This is a genomic window from Nocardia donostiensis, assembly GCF_002081715.1.
Taxonomy (GTDB): Bacteria; Actinomycetota; Actinomycetes; order Mycobacteriales; family Mycobacteriaceae; genus Nocardia; species Nocardia donostiensis.
The window spans coordinates 13,667-30,167 of record NZ_MUKP01000052.1 but is presented as its reverse complement, the minus strand read 5'-3'; the positions used below and the strand labels follow the sequence as shown (position 1 = coordinate 30,167).

Sequence of the window (16,501 nt, the reverse complement as noted above, 5' to 3'; positions counted from 1 at the left end):
GGGGTCGGTGGTGTCGGGGCGGGTGGCGTATGTGTTGGGGTTTGAGGGGCCTGCGGTGTCGGTGGATACGGCGTGTTCGTCGTCGTTGGTGGCGTTGCATCAGGCGGTGCAGGCGTTGCGGGCGGGGGATTGTTCGATGGCGCTGGTCGGCGGCGTCACCGTGATGGGGACACCTGACACTTTCATCGAATTCACCCGGCAGGGTGGGCTGGCCGCGGACGGGCGCTGCAAACCGTTCGCCGAATCCGCCGACGGCACCGGCTGGGGAGAAGGCGCAGGCGTGCTGGTGATCGAACCGATCTCGCGGGCAAGGGAACTCGGCCATGAGGTGTTGGCGGTGGTGCGGGGGTCGGCGGTGAATTCCGACGGTGCGTCCAATGGGCTCACCGCGCCGAATGGTCCCTCGCAGCAACGTGTCATCCGGCACGCCCTGGCGAACGCGGCACTCTCGGCAGCCGATATCGATGTGGTGGAGGCGCATGGGACCGGGACGGTGTTGGGTGATCCGATCGAGGCGCAGGCGTTGATCGCCACCTATGGGCAGGGTCGTGCCCCGGAGAGTCCGTTGTGGTTGGGGTCGATCAAATCCAATATCGGTCACACTCAGGCTGCGGCGGGGGTGGCTGGGGTGATCAAAATGGTGCAGGCCATGCGGCATGAGGTACTGCCGCGTACTTTGCATGTGGATGCTCCGACTCCGCATGTGGATTGGTCTGGGGGCGCGGTGCGTTTGCTTACCGAGCAGCAGCCGTGGCCGCAGCGGGAAGACCGGCCTCGGCGGGCGGGTGTGTCGTCGTTCGGGATCAGTGGTACCAATGCTCACGTCATCCTCGAAGAAGCACCACCCACCCGCGACCAGACCGTTCGCGCCGACGAAACCGGGCACCTACCCGCCGCCGCATGGCTGATCTCGGCCCGCAACCCTGCCACCCTCGCGGAACAGGCGGCGCGGCTGGCCAGTTTCGTGCGGGAACATCCCGAATACGACCACGCGGTCATCGGACGGTCACTGGCGTACCGGACCCGGTTCGAGCACCGCGCGGTCATCACCGGCGCCGACCGGGACCAACTGTTGGCCCGGTCGACCGCCTACGCCGAGATCGCGGCGACCACCGACATTCACGCGATACCGGGTGTCGTCTCGGGCACGGCCCGCCCGCAGGGTGGGACAGTGTTCGTGTTCGCAGGTCAGGGCGGGCAATGGGTGGGGATGGGGTGCGAGTTGTTGAGTTCGGTGCCGGTGTTCGCGGAGGCGGTGGCCGAGTGTGCCGGGGTGATGAAGTCGTTGGTGGAGTGGTCGCTGTGGGATGTATTGTCCGCCGGGGAGGGGTCTTCGGAGGTGGCGGGGTTGTTGGGGCGGGTGGAAGTGGTGCAGCCGGTGTTGTTTGCGGTGATGGTGGGGGTGGCGCGGTGGTGGGAGTCGGTGGGGGTGCGTGCGGATGCGGTGATCGGGCATTCGCAGGGTGAGGTGGCGGCGGCGTACGTGGCGGGGGCGTTGACGCTCGAGGATGCGTTACGGATTGTGGTGGTGCGCAGCAGGTTGATCGCGCAGGAATTGGCGGGGTCGGGGGCAATGGTGTCGGTGGGGTTGCCGGTGGAGCAGGTGCGGCCGCGGTTGACCGGTTACGGCACCGAGTTGGGGGTTGCGGCGGTCAACGGGCCGGGGTCGGTCACGGTGTCGGGTGCCGTGGCGGCGGTGGAGGGGTTCTTGGCCGATTGTGTGCATGACGGTGTTCGCGCGAGCCGGGTCGCGGTCGACTACGCCTCGCATTCGGCTCAGGTCGAGCGGTTGCGTGAGGCGCTGTTGCGGGAGCTGGATTCGGTCGAGCCGCAGTCGGCGGAAGTCACGTTCTATTCCACGGTCACCGGCGCACCGATGGACACGCGCAGCCTGGACGCGGAATACTGGTATCAGAATCTGCGCCAACCGGTCCGATTCACCGACGCCGTCACCGCCGCACTCGACGACGAACACACCCTCGTCGTGGAGGTCAGCCCGCACCCGCTGCTCACCTCCGGTATCGAAGCGATCCTCGACCATCGGACCGGCACCGCTCCCGACAGCGCACCAACCGTGGTCCATACGCTTCGACGCGGCGACGGCGGCCTGCCCCGATTGCTGGAGGCGGCGGCCCGAGCCGAGGTGTCAGGAGCCGCCGTGGACTGGGCGACGGTATGCGCCGGACCGGGACCGCGGCGGATCTCCCTGCCTACCTATCCTTTCCAGCACCATCACTACTGGCTACCCGCGCGAGCCGACGCGGATACATTCGCGCTGGGGTTGTCCGGCGGCAATCACCCCCTTGTTGCCGCCGTCGTGCCCGCACCGGAAACCGGCGGCGTCACCCTCACCGGCCGAGTGTCTGTGCAGACCCATCCTTGGCTCGCCGACCACACCGTCGCGGGCACCGTCCTGTTTCCCGGCACCGGATTCGTCGAATGGGTGCACCGCGCGGGTGTTGAGATCGGCACCCCTGTCATCGGCGAACTCACACTGCTCGAACCGCTGCCGCTGCCCGCCGAGACCGCGGTATGCGTCCAGACCGTTGTCGGCGGGCCTGGAGATGATGGTGGCCGCACGGTCGGCGTCTACGCCCGACCCGACGGGGAACCGGACGCGGACTGGACGTTACACGCGCAAGGTCGGCTGATCCGATCCGAGGACATCCACACACCACCCGGTGACCTCGCGCATTGGCCACCCGCGGCGGAACCGATCGATATCGACGGCGTCTACGACGAGCTGCGCGACGCCGGATACGGTTACGGGCCGGTGTTCCAAGGCCTGCGCGCGGTATGGCGGCGCGGCACGGATCTCTTCGTCGACGCCTGGCTACCCGAAACAGTTGCCGACGGAAACGATTACGCCATCCACCCGGCGTTGCTGGATGCCGTCCTGCACGCACTGGCGCTGGATGGACCACGCACGTCGATGCTGCTGCCGTTCTCCTGGTCCGCGATCACGATCCACACGACCGGTGTGTCGGCGGTGCGCGCGCATCTCACCCGAGACGCGTCGGACTCGATCACCGTGCACGCCGTCGATCCGAGCGGCCGTCCGGTGCTGTCGATCGAATCGCTGACCCTGCGGCCGTTCCCGGCTGGTCAGACCACCCGCATTCCGGCGCGCGGTCTGCACACCCTGTCCTGGACAGAGGTTCCCCTGCCTGCCGCCCCAGCTCAGCCGGCCACGGTGCGACCCTGGCCCGCCGATGCACCCGGTGCGCCGCACAGCCCCGGACCGGTGGTGTGGGTGCTGGACCTGACTCGTCCCGACGGAAGCGGCGATACCGTCACCGACACCCACCACCGCACCCACCGGGTGCTCGCGGTCCTACAGCGGTTCACCACCGACACCGCCTACCACGGGCACGCATTGCTGATCATCACCCGCGGGGCCGTCTCCGTCGACGGCGAAGACATCGGCGATCTGCCGGGGGCCGCCGTATGGGGACTGGTCCGTACCGCGCAGGCCGAGGAACCGGGGCGGATCACCGTCATCGACATCGACGCCGCCGCCCGGCGCGACCAACTCCCCCAGCTCACCACGCTGCACGAGCCTCAGCTCGCCGTGCGCGGCACCGCACTGTATGCGCCGCGGCTGATCCCACCACCGGAGGGGGCACTCGTGGTGCCGGCGCAGCGCCGGGACCACACCCACGGCAGCACCTTCCGCCGAGACAGACGCGCCGGACTCGGCACACGTGTAGATCTGTGCGGCCACGTTGCCTCGGCCCAACGAAACATTGTGGAGCCGCGACTGCCCGACGCCGAGCACGCAGAACAGTGCCGCCACGACGCCCCGGACCAACCCTGGCGTCTCGAATCGGTCGGGGACGGCACGGTGGACGGTCTCATCGCTGTCGCATACCCCGCCGTTACCGGCGAGCTCGCGGCGGGTCAGGTCCGTATTGCGGTGCGGGCCGCGGGATTGAACTTCCGGGATCTGCTGATTTGTCTCGGTATGTACCCGGACCCACATGCGCTCGTGGGTGGTGAGGCTGCGGGTGTGGTGGTGGAGGTCGGGCCAGGGGTTGTTCGGTTCGCACCCGGTGATCGGGTGATGGGGTTGGTGGTCGAGGGGGTGGGCCCGGTGGTGGTTGTTGATGAGCGGTTGTTGATTCCGGTTCCGTCGGGGTGGTTGTTTGCGGAGGCGGCGGGGGTGCCGGTGGCGTTTGCGACGGCGTTGTACGGGTTGCGGGAGCTGGCCGAGGTTTCGCCGGGGGATCGGGTGTTGATTCATGCTGCTACCGGTGGGGTGGGGATGGCTGCGGTGCAGTTGGCGCGGGTGTGGGGTGCGGAGGTGTTCGTGACCGCGAGCCGCGGCAAATGGGACACCCTGCGCGGAATGGGGTTCGACGACGACCACATCGCCGATTCGCGGAGTCTGGGTTTCGAGCAGCGGTTCTTGTCCGTGACCGATGGCGCGGGTGTGGATGTGGTGCTCGATTGTTTGGCGGGGGATTTCGTGGATGCTTCGTTGCGGTTGTTGCCGCGCGGTGGGCGGTTCATCGAGATGGGTAAGACCGACATCCGTGATCCTGAGCAGGTTGCCGCCGAGTATCCGGGGGTGGTGTATCGGGCGTTCGATCTGCTCGAAGCCGGACCCGACCGGATCTCGTATCTACTGTCGGAGATCGCCGCCATGCTCTCCGATGGTCGCCTACACCCGCTTCCCGTGCGCTGCTGGGACATCCACCACGCCCCCGCAGCGTTTCGTTCGTTCGCGCAGACCCGGCACATCGGCAAGCTGGTCCTGACCGTGCCCGCACCGCATCTGGCCGAGGGCACAGTGATCGTCACCGGCGGAACCGGTGGCCTGGGCGCGCAGTTCGCCTGGCATCTCGTCACCGCGTACGGCGTGCGCTCGCTGATGCTGGTCTCCCGCAGCGGCGCGACCGCCACCGGCGTGGCGGAAGCGACCGCTGAACTGGCCGAGCTCGGCGCCCGCGTCACCGTTGTCGCCTGCGATGTGTCCGACCGTGCCGAGGTCGAACGACTGCTGGCCGCTGTCCCCTCCGACGCGCCGCTGACCGGTATCGTGCACGCCGCCGGTGTACTCGACGACGGCACCCTCCCCTCCCTGACACCGGACCGCGTCGACACAGTGCTAGCGCCGAAGGCGGATGCCGCCTGGTATCTGCACGAGCTGACCCGGAACCTGGACCTGGCCATGTTCGTGCTGTTCTCCTCCGCCGCGGGGGTCTTGGGGGCGCCCGGTCAAGGCAACTACGCCGCCGCCAACGCCTTCCTCGACGCCCTCGCCGTCCATCGGCGCAGCATCGGGCTGCCCGCCGCATCCATCGCGTGGGGTCTATGGGCGTCGAGCACCGGGATGACCGGTCATCTCAGCGACACCGGCGCCCTTCGCCTCGGCACCGCCCTCTCACTCGGCGAGGGGCTCGCCCTGTTCGACGCCGCCGTGGGCTCTGCCCTCCCCACCGTGACTGCCCTGCGGATGGACCGCGCCGCGCTCACCGCACACGCGCGGGCCGGTACCCTTCCACCACTGCTACGTCGGCTCGTCCGCACCCCGACACCGGCGACGGCTGCCGAGCCGATGCTGACGCAGCGACTCACCGGACTCACCGGCAGCGCCCGCCACCGCGCGGTCCTCGACCTCGTCCGCGGACAGATCGCAACCACTCTCGGCCACAGCGGTCCCGAGGCAATCGCGCCGGACCGCAACCTGAAGGACCTCGGTTTCGACTCGCTCACAGCCGTCGAAACCCGCAACCGGCTCAACACCGCCACCGGCCTGGCACTACCGTCGACGCTCGTCTTCGACTACCCCACCGCCGACGCCATCGCCCGCCATATCCTCGACCTCATCGACGGCCCAGCCACACCCGACCCCACCGACCCAGGACTGCCGACAGCAGTGGTCGCCGCACTGGAACAACTGCGCCGCATCCTCGCCGACCTACCGTGGAGCACCGACCGGCACGCCGACCTGTCCACCCGCATCCAAACCGTGCTCGGCGGCTGGTCGGACACCCACACCGGCAACGGCGCAAACCACGGCGACAATGCCGACCTCGACCAGATCAGCGCTCAGGAACTGTTCGACATCCTCGACCAAGAGCTGGGGTAGGGCTGGTGAGCCCACGTATTCGACTATCGCGGGTTGTGGGCAGAGGGCGACAACTGTCGAGACGGCTCTCCGTAGCGGGTGGCAATCGCGGCGGCGCGGTTGCGCAGAGAAGTGCGCAACGACTGCGGGGCCAGGGCTTCCGCGTCCGTGCCGAGCTGCCACAGCGCCCATTCGGCGTGTCGTGCATCTTGGAAGGTCACCTCCAGCCGCAGCCAGCCATGTGCGTCGGGTTCCTCGGAGCGGACGGCCAGTGCGGTGCTCACCAGGTCCTCCCGTCGCGCCGGGTGCACCCGTACCAGCACAGCGATTTGCTCGCCGCTGGTCCGAAACCGGGTGCTGCGTTCCTGCCAGGCCCGGTCCAGATCGACCCGGTCTGGTCGCTGTGCCGGTTCGGGAAGTTCCTGGGCAACCAACACTCGCGACAGCCGGTAGGTGCGGTCCGCGCCAGCTCTCGTGGCCAGCAGGTAGCCCCGGTCGCGAACGACGACCAGGCCGATCGGGTCCACCGTGCGCCACTTCGGGGTCTGGTCAGGGGCCGCGTAGTGGATGCGCAGCTTGTTTCCGGAGAACACCGCGCGCCGGATCTCGGCCACGACGGTGCCAGGCACCTCCTCGGCAATCAGCCGACGCGACAGCAGATCGGTCTCCGGGTCGATGAGCAATCGCTCGGCCACCTCAGCTGCGGTGTCCCGATAGCTTTCGGGCAGCGCGTCAACCACTTTGAGCATTGCCGAAGCAAGCGCCGAGCCGAGGCCGAATGCCTGCGCGCCGCGCCGCGATCCGGCGATCAGCAAGGCCAGCGCCTCGTCGTGGTTCAGCCCGGTGAGCTCGGTCCGAAACCCAGGTAGCAACGCGAAACCGCCGCGCCGGCCGCGTTCGGCGTAGACCGGGACACCGGCCGCGGACAGCGCTTCGATATCGCGCAACACGGTGCGGGTGGATACCTCCAGCTCGTCGGCCAGCTCGGCCGCGGTCAGCTGACCGCGCTGGCGCAGCAGCAGCACCAGCGACACCAACCGGTCGGCGCGCACACGAAAAACTTAACAGGAATACACGACACAGGATGTCGTGATTCGTTGAGAGGCTTACCACCACGGCGTGACAGCGGCTACCGGGCCGATGGACGTACGTACTTCAACGAATCGAATGGAGCTGATGTGGTAGTACAACGAACGGCAGTCAACCCGGTGACGTGGTCGGTGGAGATGGGATTCAACCAGGGTGAGCTCGTTTCCGGGCACACCAGGACCCTGTACTGCTCCGGGCAGACCGCGATGAGCGGCGACGGCAAACCCCAGCATGCCGGTGACATGGCGGCGCAGTTGGCGCTGAGCCTCGACAACGTGGAAGCCGTACTCAAAGAGGCAGGCATGTCGCTGGCGAACCTCGTCCGGCTCAACGTCTACACCACCGATGTCGATCTCCTTTTCCAGCACTACGGTGTGCTGGCGTCGCGGTTGGGCGCCGCCGGTGTAGCGCCGACTACTACCATGCTCGGGGTCACCCGGCTGGCGATCCCCGGCCAGATGGTCGAGCTAGAGGGAACCGCCGTCGAGTGACGCCACCTCGCCGCTTCCGGTAGGTCTGCCGGAAGCGGCGAGTAACAGAGGGTCGGGTGGTTTCCGGTGACGCGGGTTTGCAGCCGAACTGTGCGTTTGCTGTTCGGGTGAAAGGTGACCGGATCGAGCTGCCACCCGAGGTGCACGAGGCATTGGTTCAGGTGGTCTCGGCGATACAGGCCGGCGAGGCCGTGGCTGTTACGCCGCGCAAGATACGGCCGGATCGCCGTCAGATCCTGGCAGATGCTGCGGTATTCAGCGCGGTGCTCACGCTCGGCGAGGGCCCGGGCCGACCGGTCATGCGTGACGCTCCGCCTGCTTGTCTTCCGCGGAGGAGCCTGTACTCATGCGTTTGTTGCGCACCTGGATGGGGATCCATGCGGCCAGCGCGACAGCGATGACCGTGCCGACGACGAGGAGATCGGGGATTTCGCCTGCCTTCCGGAGAACCGAGTCCTCGAGTTGCGCTTGGTCTGCGACACCCAGGATTCCGCCGAGCGAGGTGGTGCCGTCGGTGACCAACAACAGGATGCCTACGGCGATGGTGAGTGCCCCACCGATGATGCCGGTCCAGGTGTTCTGCCATCGGCCGATGGTCACACCGCGCGGCCGGACAAGGCTTTTCGCCAGGGGCAGCCGCCCCCACAGCAGGGCGAGGAGGAACAGCGGAAGCGCCATTCCCGCCGCGAAGACCAGCAGGACGATCCCGCCCGCCAGCGCGTTCCCGGAGACTGTGGCGAGGGTCAGCACAGCTCCGAGTAGGGGTCCGGCGCATACCCCGGCGAGGCCGTAGACCGTGCCGAGTGTATAGACGGCGGCGATCGACGTGCCCGCGGTCGCATTCCGGCGGGAAAGCAACGGTGTGGGGATATTCAGCAGCATGATCGTGCCGAGGATGATGACGACGACCGCGGAGACGGTGACCAGCGCGAACCGGTGCTGGTTCACGAACGCCCCGAGGCTTCCGGCGAGCACACCGAGGGGAACGAGGGTGGTGATCAGGCCGAGGTAGAACACGCCGGTGCGGGCGAGGAGCGCGGTGGGACTGCTGAAGGCGTAGGAGAAGAACGCAGGCAGCAGCATCGCCGAGCACGGGCTCAGCAGCGTGAGGAGACCGCCGAGAAAAGCACCGAGAAGACCGAGATCCATATCGGTCACTCCGTTTTCGCCGCGGCGGCGTCGAGGAGATCACGGAACACCTCGATCGGTTGTGACCCCGCCAGGGCGGTGTCCCCGGCGACGAAGAACGGCACGCTGTTGACTCCGATCTGCTGCGCTGCGCGGGTGCTGGCTTGTGCGGCGTCACGTATCGCGGGATCGTCGAGATCTGCGGTGAAGCGTGCCATATCGGGCACCCCGGCCTTTTCGGCGAAGGCGATGAGCGTTTCCCGGGGAAGATCAGGGTGCCCACGTTCCGGTGCGGCGGCGTACACGGCGGTGACGAATTCCATGAATTTGCCTTGCGCGGCGGCGGCGCGGGCGGCGACGGCGGCGTCTTCGGAGTGTTCACCGAAGAAAGCCACATCGTGGAACTCGATTCGGACCTTACCCGTGTCGACGTATTCCTGGATCAGGGTGGGCAGGGTTTTTCTGGCGAACAGTGCACAGTACGGGCAGCGCAGGTCTGTCCACTGTGTGAGCACCACCGGTGCATCGACGTCGCCGATGGCCATCGGATCGCCGGCATCGCGGCGAACGAAGTCGAGCTCGTCGGCCCGCTCCGACTGTGCGGGCGCGGCGGCCGGGCTCTGCCCCTGTAGCGACTGAGCTGCGACCACGACCCCGAGAAACGCAGCGACCACACCCAGCACGACGTTCAGCCTGCGTGAGCGCCGATACCTCGTCTCCAGTGTTTCCGTGGTGGTCTTCGTAGACGAACTCGGGACCGGCATCTTTCTCCTCTGGACAAGCACTGGATACACCGCGGCGATCTGCCACGCGCGAAACGCATAGTCGACTATCACGCATAGTCGACTATGAAGGATAGTAACCGATCGGGCATAGTAGAGCCATGAGTCGCATCGAACGCTCGGCGGCCCAGCAGAGGCTGTCCGCAGGCATGGCGCTACGCGCACTGCGCGGATGGGGACCGAGGCAGGTGATCGGCGCTGCCATAGCGGCCGTGATCGTCGGCGTCGTCGTCGGTGTCGCCACCGTGCTGATCCCGAACCCGGTCTTCGGCCGCGATGTCCCCCCGATGCCCTGGAACTACCCGGTGTGGATCGCCACCTCGATTCTTACCGGGACCCTAGTCGCCACCTACATCCGCCCCAGCAGGACCGCGCCGCCGGATGCCGCGGAACCGGCCGCACCGAACGTGGACGATGAGTCCGGAATCCGGAGCGCACGCATCGGTGGGATCGCCGGGATGCTGGCCTGGTTCGCGGTGGGCTGCCCGGTCTGCAACAAAGTCGCCCTACTGGCCCTGGGTTACACCGGAGCACTGACCTGGTTCGCACCCTTCCAGCCCGTGCTGGCCGCCGTAGCGCTCGTCCTGTCCACCTACGCCGTGATGGGGCGTCTGCGCGGCCAGGTCGCCTGCTCGACGCAGGCCCCGCGAAAGGTGGCGATGCCATGACCTTCCGGCGGCGACCCGAGCGGCGATTCGACCCGGTACGGCTGGGGGCGCTGGAACAGCAGGTCATGGACGTGCTGTGGGATCACGGGCCCCTCACCATCCGGCAGGTGATCACCCGGCTGGACACCGACCCCGCGTACACGACCATTGCCACCGTCCTGGCGAACCTGGAACGCAAGCACCTCGTCACGCCCGAACGACGCGACCGGTCGGTACATTATGCCCCCCGGCACACCCGCGAGATGCACGCAGCGCAGATCATGGAGCAGGCGTTGTCGAGCACCGACGATCGCGCCGCGTCCATCCTGCACTTCATCGACGCCATCGACCCGAGCGACGTGCAACTCCTGCGTGACTACCTCAACCGCCGCGGTGATCCCGCATGAGCGCGATGGTCCTCCCGCTGCTGCTCGCCGCCGCCCTCGGCGCCACCGCGGTCGCCGGCCCCTGGTTGCTGCGCGCAGCCGCTCCGGTTCTGATGCGCGTGCCGCGGCTGACGGTGCTGCTACTCGGCGGCAGCCTACTGCTCTGGCTTCTGACAGCCGCAGCCTTGTGTTTGACGCTCGCATGGACGGTCACCGGCCCGTCCGTCCTGCCCGCACCAGCGGCCGATATATGCCAACGCTGCCTCGACGCGGCCAGTCCCTTCGCCCCGTCCACCACGATCGAGACCGGGATTCCCGTCGTACTGCTCCTGGTTCTTCCTGGTCTCGTGCTGCTGCTCCTTCTCGTCGTGAGCGCGCATCGATGGCTGTGTCGCCACCGCGCCACCCTCTCGGTCGCCCGAGCTGTTGTCGCGCGAGCGCGCCGAACCCACATCGCCGGGCACGCTGTTCTGCTCATCCAGGATGCGAACCCCGTCGTCTTCTCTCTCCCGCAGCGGTCCGGCGGGATCGTCGTTTCCGATGGACTTCTCGCTGCCCTGGAGCCCGTCGAGCTCGCCGCGGTCCTGGAACACGAACACGCCCATCTACGGCAACGCCACCACCTCGTCTTGGCGCTCCTCGCCGGACTGGTCTGGCCACTGCGGTGGGTGCCCTTGGCGGCCGCGATCGCCGACACGCTTCCGCACTACCTGGAAATCGCTGCTGACAACGCCGCCCGGCGCCACACCGGAACTCCCGCGCTGGCCGGCGCGCTACTCAAACTCGGCACCCCGGAAACCGGGATCACGCTGCCCACCGAGGCCGGGCTCGACAGCCCTGTTCTCCACGCCGCCGGTCCCGACCGCATACGCCACCTCGTCGCTCCCGCCACCACCGGCGTCGCCGCGCTGCCGACTGCGCTTCTAGCTCTCCAGTTGTCCGCGTTCACCGTGGTAGCAGCCGCGATCCACGGACCTTACGTGTACGCCGCCCTCGCCGGATGCCCCCTCCCCACATAGTACGAACCAAGGTCGTTTCTTCGACGTAATTCCCCGCGTTCGGACTCGGAGCACCGATCGGCTCTCGCATATTGCGCGGGCCGGTGTCCTCGAGGCAACTGTTGCGCCGCCAACTTGCCGCGCGAACTCCCCCCAAACCTGTAACGTGTTCCACTTCTGTTGTCTTCGCCAGTAGACCCGGAGGGGAAGCGAATACCGATGGTGAGTTTCTTCGTTGAGCGAGGCAATCAGCTCGTGGCTGAGCGGTTGGCGATCAGCCCGTGGACACCGACCCAGCTGAGCGGGACGGGCGTGTGTGGTTTGCTCGCTCGTGAGCTAGAGGGCCGATGCCCCGACGGGTTCGTCCCGGCACGCCTGACGGTGGATCTGTATCAGCCGGTGGCCAACGGCGAGTTCGATATCCGCAGCGTCGTGGTGCGCCAGGGTCCGCGGATCACCGTCGCCGACGCGTCCCTGCGCCAGGACGGGCAGGAACGAGCCCGGGCATCGGTGGTGTTCCTGCCCGTCGGGGAAGAGCCGCCGGGGCAGGTGTGGAGCCCGGAGGAGGAGTTGCCGATGCCCGCGGAAGTGTGCGTGTCGCCCGACGGATCACCACCGTTGTTCAAAACCGGCGACCGTGACTGGACCGGAGACTTCGAGGCGAGCCAGAACGCTGAACGCAAAATCCTCTGGCAGAGCTTGCCGCCGCTGGTCGCTGGGGAACCGATCACCTCGTTCCAACGGGCCGCGATCTTCGGCGACTCCACAAACCTCGTGTGTCACTGGGGCTCTGAAGGCGCCGGCTATATCAATGCCGATGTGACAGTGACCCTTTCCAGGCTCCCCATCGGTGACGAACTCGGCCTGCGCGCCGACAACACCATCGCCTCGGCGGGCATCTCCATCGGCTCCGCCACCCTCTACGATCGCACTGGCCCGGTCGGTACCTGCGTGGTGACCACCCTGGCCAACGCTCGTCGCCACATCGATTTCGCAGGCACCACGAGTGCCGAACTCGCAGGCGAACCGCTGTGATCGGTTGAACCAAGTGAGATAGTGCGCAGCTACCTGCGGTAACTCGGTCAGCGGGGTGGCTTCGCCAGATCTGCGTGCTCGGCGGCGTATTTTTTGGCTGCCGGGTAGTTGGCTTTGCCGCTGGGTTGGCGCATCATCCGGTCGACGATCCAGTAGCTGCGAGGTGCCTTGTAGCCGGCAACTTTGGTTCGTGCGTGCGCGTCTACGTGGGCCAGGTCCAGAGTGGCTCCCGGGCGGGGTTGGACCACGGCGGCCACGGCCTGGCCATAGCGCTCGTCCTTGATGCCGATGACCAGGGCATCGAAGACATCCGGGTGCGATTTGAGGGCGCCCTCGACCTCTTCGGGGAACACCTTCTCACCGCCGGTGTTGATGCATTCGGAGCCGCGGCCGAGCAGGGTGACGGTGCCGTCCTCCTCGTAGCGAGCGTAGTCGCCCGGTACGACGTAGCGCTTGCCGTCGACTTCGACGAAGATTGTCTTGGTCTTTTCCGGGTCCTTGTAGTAGCCGATCGGCACATGTCCGGTGCGGGCCATCCGGCCGACCGCACCGGGCTTGGGCTCGACGATGTTGCCCTCGTCGTCGATCAGCGCGGCCTGGGCACTGAATTTCACTCGTGGCCCCTGGGAGTGGTCGGAGTCCTTGGTTACCACACCCAAACCGGTGCCACCGCTTTCCGACGAGCCGATCACATCGGTGATGAACAGGTTAGGGAAAAGCTCGAGATATTCCTGCTTGAGCGACTGCGAGAACAGCGCGGCGTGGCTGCTGAACGACCACAGCGACGAGGTGTCGTAGTCGCCTGCCTTGTATGCGTCGAGCAATGGCTTGGCCATCGCATCGCCGACCACGGTGAGTACGTTGACTCGGTGTCTTTCGACTGTCCGCCATACTTCGTCGGGATCGAACTGCGGCACGAAAACGATAGTGCCGCCGGAATTCAGGCCGATGAACGCCGCCCACTGGGCCGCGCCGTGGATCAGCGGAGACAGCGGGGCCATCACCAGGCCGGCCGGCGACTGCTTGGCCTGCTCGGATAGTTCCCACTCGTCCTTGACGTATTCGCCGGTGACGTGGTTGATGCCGCCACCGAGCGTGCGCCACACGTCCTCGTGCCGCCACATCACGCCTTTGGGGAAGCCTGTCGTGCCGCCGGTATACAGAATGTAGATATCGTCGGAGCTGCGCTGTTCGAAATCCCGCTCCGGAGACTGTGCGGCGATTGCCGCGTTGTACTCCACACCCCGGTAGCGGCTGTAGTCGGAGTCCGAACCATCCTCGACCACAACCACATCGGCCAACTTCGGTGTCTGCGGCAGTACCTCGGCGACGATGTCGGCGAATCGCCGCTCGTGGACGAGTGCCACCAGATCGGCATTGTCGACGATATAGCGGACCTCTTCGGCGGTGTAACGATAGTTCACGCTGACCGAGATGGCGCGCAATTTGTACGTCGCGATCATCGTCTCGAGTGCTTCGATCGAGTTGCGCGAATAGATGCCGACGTGGTCCCCCTTGCCGACACCGCGCGAGGCGAGATGGTGCGCTAACCGGTTGGCGCGCTCGTCCATCTCCCGGAAGGTGACCTGTCGGTCTCCACAAATGATTGCGATGCGATCGGGCACCGCGTCCACCGCGTGCTCGAGAAGATCAGCGACGTTGAAAGCCATATCAGCAAGATAGAACGTGTTCCAGTTCTTGGTAACGGATTGGCGAGTTCAGTGATGAAACTTGGCGTTCAACTGGTCCGTTGGCCTGCCTTCACGCCGCCGATGGTGGGGGCGGGATGTCGTGACACTCCGCAACACCACCTGCACTCCAACCTCAACCGGCTTGTCGCCCGGGATCGGGTACACCAATTGACTGGTCTCGCGGGGCGGACCTCGGGGTGGCCGAAGACGCCCTGGTCACCCCGAGACAGCATTGGAGTCGCCGCTGTGCCTCACGCGTTGTTGGCACCCGACATGTCCAATGTCCGGCCTTGGGCGATGTTATCGGCGACTTCTGCCTCCCACGCCTGCACCGCGCGGGTGACATCGACCTCGAATTCATAGCGGTTGGTCATGTCCGGGGTGATGTCCTCGACGTCGACATAGAATTGCTGATACCAGCGCCGTAGCTGGTAGACGGGACCGTCCTCTTCGCACAGAAGCGGGTTATCGATGCGGGTCTTGTGCCTCCAGATCGGCACGTCCTGCAGGAAGACGGTTTCCAGACTGTCGGCGAATGCCGTGGCCGTCTGCTGAGCAATATCGTCCGGAACGTCCGGCCTCTTCTTCACGATCGCGCCGTATTGCAGGACGAACGAGTCGGGAGTGACTGGATAATGACAGTTGATCAACATGCCCTCGATCTCCTGGCCTTCCACCATCAGCTTCTGGCCGTTCATCATGAACGAGGGGCCGTAATACGAGGCCCACGAGTCGAGTTCGGTGTCACCGTCGTATGTCGTGCCTGCAGTGACATCGCGGCGAGGAACGCTCCCCATGTACTGGGTAGCGACTTGCCCTTCGAAGACGTTCTTGAAGTATGTGGGCATGTTGTAGTGGACATAGAAGAAGTGAGCCATGTCCACCAGATTGTCGATCACCTCACGGCAATTGCTTCCTTCGATGAGCGTGGAGTTCCAGCTCCATTCGGTCCACTCGCTCGACCCGTACCCGTTGATGTGCGGGATCGTGACGTTGTCGGGCGGCGGGTTGCCTTGGGGATCGTTCCAGACGAACAGCAAACCGTTGCGTTCGAGCGTGACCCACGCGCGCGTACGTGCAAGGGGCGGAACTCTGCGCGCGTAGGGGATTGCGGTACACCTGCCGTTGCCGCCCCATCGCCAGTCGTGGAACGGACAGGCAATCGAGTCACCCTTGACCGTACCGTGGGCGAGGTTGCCGCCCATATGCCTGCAGTAGGCGTCGAGAACATTGAGCTTTCCATCGGACTCGGACATGAACACGACGAGGGTCGTACCGAATGCCTTGATTTCATGCGGCTGCCCATCTTGGAACGCTCTGGCCACGCCGAGGCAGTGCCACCCACGTGCGAAACGTGTCGGATTCTGGCCGGAATCAATGGTCCGGACCTCATCAGGTTTTGAAGTAGCTGTCATCTTTGAACTCCTACTGGATGCCGAGTCGGTCTGTGCATGTCAGTCTGTCCGGCCACCAGAGGCCGCGTGCGACTTCATCCCGACCATCGGGCCGATTTCCACTCAGCGAAAACGAGACCGGCGCTGTTCTCAGATAGGGCGAGATCAGGTGCGTTCACCTCTGTTCGAACGACTCGGTGCAGCAGGTCTGCAGTGACTGCGACTGCCGGGTTGCGAGCCGGGGCGGTGCCCGGATGCGCATGCCTGGGATGGGTTGGAACATCTTGTTTGTTCCACCAGATCAAGCCAGCGTCGGGGGGCGGCCATCGTGAGATCTCGCAGTGGGCGTCGTTTCACTGGAGGGCGGGGCCGATGACGTAGCGCAGGCCGCGTCGACGCACCCAGCCCACCGTCACCATCTGCTCCAGCATCCGGTGCACAGTGGATCGGGGCAATCCGGTGCGGTCGGCGATATCGGTGAGGGTGACAGCCGCGTCCCGCCCGCGAATGGCCTCGACGACGCCTGCGACGCGCCCGATACAGGAAGCCGGAGGCTGTATGGGACCGCGAGTATCAATCGAGATCGACGCGGCCATATCTCCTCCTCGGGATAGTCACCGTCGATCGCCGCCGGTACCACGCACACGGCATTTTTGCCGAAAATGCCGCGTAGGTGACGGCGACGTCCCATTCATCAGGAGACAGCGCCGGAACAAGGCCCATCCGGCCATAGCCGGCAGGTTCTGGGACGCACTGGTGCCGACCTCCTAGTCGATCGCGATCTGTG

The 16,501-nt window shown here is 66.1% G+C and carries 12 protein-coding genes; 6 read left to right on the top strand and 6 right to left on the bottom strand.

The features are described 5' to 3' along the window. The coding region (locus tag B0T44_RS23330) for a type I polyketide synthase (RefSeq protein ID WP_139795340.1) at positions 1-6,094 on the top strand (6,094 nt) is incomplete at its 5' end. Between the two features lie 23 nt (positions 6,095-6,117). Here B0T44_RS23330 and B0T44_RS23325 read toward each other — a convergent pair. Beyond that, the gene (locus tag B0T44_RS23325) at positions 6,118-7,125 is read right to left on the bottom strand and encodes a helix-turn-helix transcriptional regulator (protein ID WP_077121784.1); all 1,008 of its coding nucleotides are present in this window, start codon (positions 7,123-7,125) and stop codon (positions 6,118-6,120) included. A gap of 174 nt (positions 7,126-7,299) precedes the next feature. On the opposite strand from B0T44_RS23325, the gene B0T44_RS23320 reads away from it, so the two are divergent. Continuing rightward, a complete protein-coding gene (locus B0T44_RS23320; RefSeq protein WP_077121782.1) occupies positions 7,300-7,653 on the top strand; it encodes a RidA family protein in 354 nt (117 codons plus the stop codon). Positions 7,654-7,950: 297 nt separating this feature from the next. Here the strand turns inward: B0T44_RS23320 and B0T44_RS23315 are convergent, their stop codons facing one another. Continuing rightward, entirely contained in the window at positions 7,951-8,802 is an 852-nt protein-coding gene (locus B0T44_RS23315) for a cytochrome c biogenesis CcdA family protein (RefSeq protein ID WP_077121792.1), read from the bottom strand. 5 nt (positions 8,803-8,807) lie between these two features. Continuing rightward, the gene (locus tag B0T44_RS23310; RefSeq protein WP_077121790.1) at positions 8,808-9,545 is read right to left on the bottom strand and encodes a DsbA family protein; all 738 of its coding nucleotides are present in this window, start codon (positions 9,543-9,545) and stop codon (positions 8,808-8,810) included. A gap of 119 nt (positions 9,546-9,664) precedes the next feature. Between B0T44_RS23310 and B0T44_RS23305 the strand changes: the two genes are divergently transcribed. From B0T44_RS23305 to B0T44_RS23290, 4 genes are all read left to right on the top strand, one after another. Then, positions 9,665-10,231: a hypothetical protein gene (locus B0T44_RS23305; RefSeq protein ID WP_077121780.1), complete on the top strand. Its 567-nt coding sequence runs from the start codon at positions 9,665-9,667 to the stop codon at positions 10,229-10,231. Beyond that, on the top strand, positions 10,228-10,617 hold the full coding sequence (locus tag B0T44_RS23300; protein WP_077121778.1) for a BlaI/MecI/CopY family transcriptional regulator: 390 nt from the start codon (positions 10,228-10,230) through the stop codon (positions 10,615-10,617). The genes B0T44_RS23305 and B0T44_RS23300 overlap by 4 nt, the downstream gene beginning before the upstream one ends. Continuing rightward, entirely contained in the window at positions 10,614-11,615 is a 1,002-nt protein-coding gene (locus tag B0T44_RS23295) for a M56 family metallopeptidase (RefSeq protein WP_077121776.1), read from the top strand. Before B0T44_RS23300 ends, B0T44_RS23295 begins: the two co-directional genes overlap by 4 nt. A gap of 234 nt (positions 11,616-11,849) precedes the next feature. Further along, entirely contained in the window at positions 11,850-12,629 is a 780-nt protein-coding gene (locus B0T44_RS23290) for a thioesterase family protein (RefSeq protein ID WP_254854253.1), read from the top strand. A gap of 47 nt (positions 12,630-12,676) precedes the next feature. Here the strand turns inward: B0T44_RS23290 and B0T44_RS23285 are convergent, their stop codons facing one another. The 3 genes from B0T44_RS23285 to B0T44_RS23275 form a co-directional block, all read right to left on the bottom strand. Beyond that, positions 12,677-14,299 carry an acyl-CoA synthetase gene (locus B0T44_RS23285; RefSeq protein WP_077121772.1) on the bottom strand — a complete coding sequence of 541 codons (1,623 nt, stop codon included), beginning with the start codon at positions 14,297-14,299 and terminating at the stop codon, positions 12,677-12,679. 272 nt (positions 14,300-14,571) lie between these two features. Beyond that, on the bottom strand, positions 14,572-15,735 hold the full coding sequence (locus B0T44_RS23280; protein ID WP_077121770.1) for a 3-ketosteroid-9-alpha-monooxygenase, oxygenase component: 1,164 nt from the start codon (positions 15,733-15,735) through the stop codon (positions 14,572-14,574). 332 nt (positions 15,736-16,067) lie between these two features. Continuing rightward, entirely contained in the window at positions 16,068-16,310 is a 243-nt protein-coding gene (locus B0T44_RS23275) for a helix-turn-helix domain-containing protein (RefSeq protein WP_077121769.1), read from the bottom strand. Positions 16,311-16,501: the final 191 nt, after the last annotated feature.

Coding starts and splice junctions, on each gene's coding strand:
- B0T44_RS23320 (WP_077121782.1), top strand. CDS start 7,300: ATGGGATTCAACCAGGGTGAGCTCGTTTCCGGGCACACCAGGACCCTG.
- B0T44_RS23315 (WP_077121792.1), bottom strand. CDS start 8,802: ATGGATCTCGGTCTTCTCGGTGCTTTTCTCGGCGGTCTCCTCACGCTG.
- B0T44_RS23310 (WP_077121790.1), bottom strand. CDS start 9,545: ATGCCGGTCCCGAGTTCGTCTACGAAGACCACCACGGAAACACTGGAG.
- B0T44_RS23305 (WP_077121780.1), top strand. CDS start 9,665: ATGAGTCGCATCGAACGCTCGGCGGCCCAGCAGAGGCTGTCCGCAGGC.
- B0T44_RS23300 (WP_077121778.1), top strand. CDS start 10,228: ATGACCTTCCGGCGGCGACCCGAGCGGCGATTCGACCCGGTACGGCTG.
- B0T44_RS23295 (WP_077121776.1), top strand. CDS start 10,614: ATGAGCGCGATGGTCCTCCCGCTGCTGCTCGCCGCCGCCCTCGGCGCC.
- B0T44_RS23285 (WP_077121772.1), bottom strand. CDS start 14,299: ATGGCTTTCAACGTCGCTGATCTTCTCGAGCACGCGGTGGACGCGGTG.
- B0T44_RS23280 (WP_077121770.1), bottom strand. CDS start 15,735: ATGACAGCTACTTCAAAACCTGATGAGGTCCGGACCATTGATTCCGGC.
- B0T44_RS23275 (WP_077121769.1), bottom strand. CDS start 16,310: ATGGCCGCGTCGATCTCGATTGATACTCGCGGTCCCATACAGCCTCCG.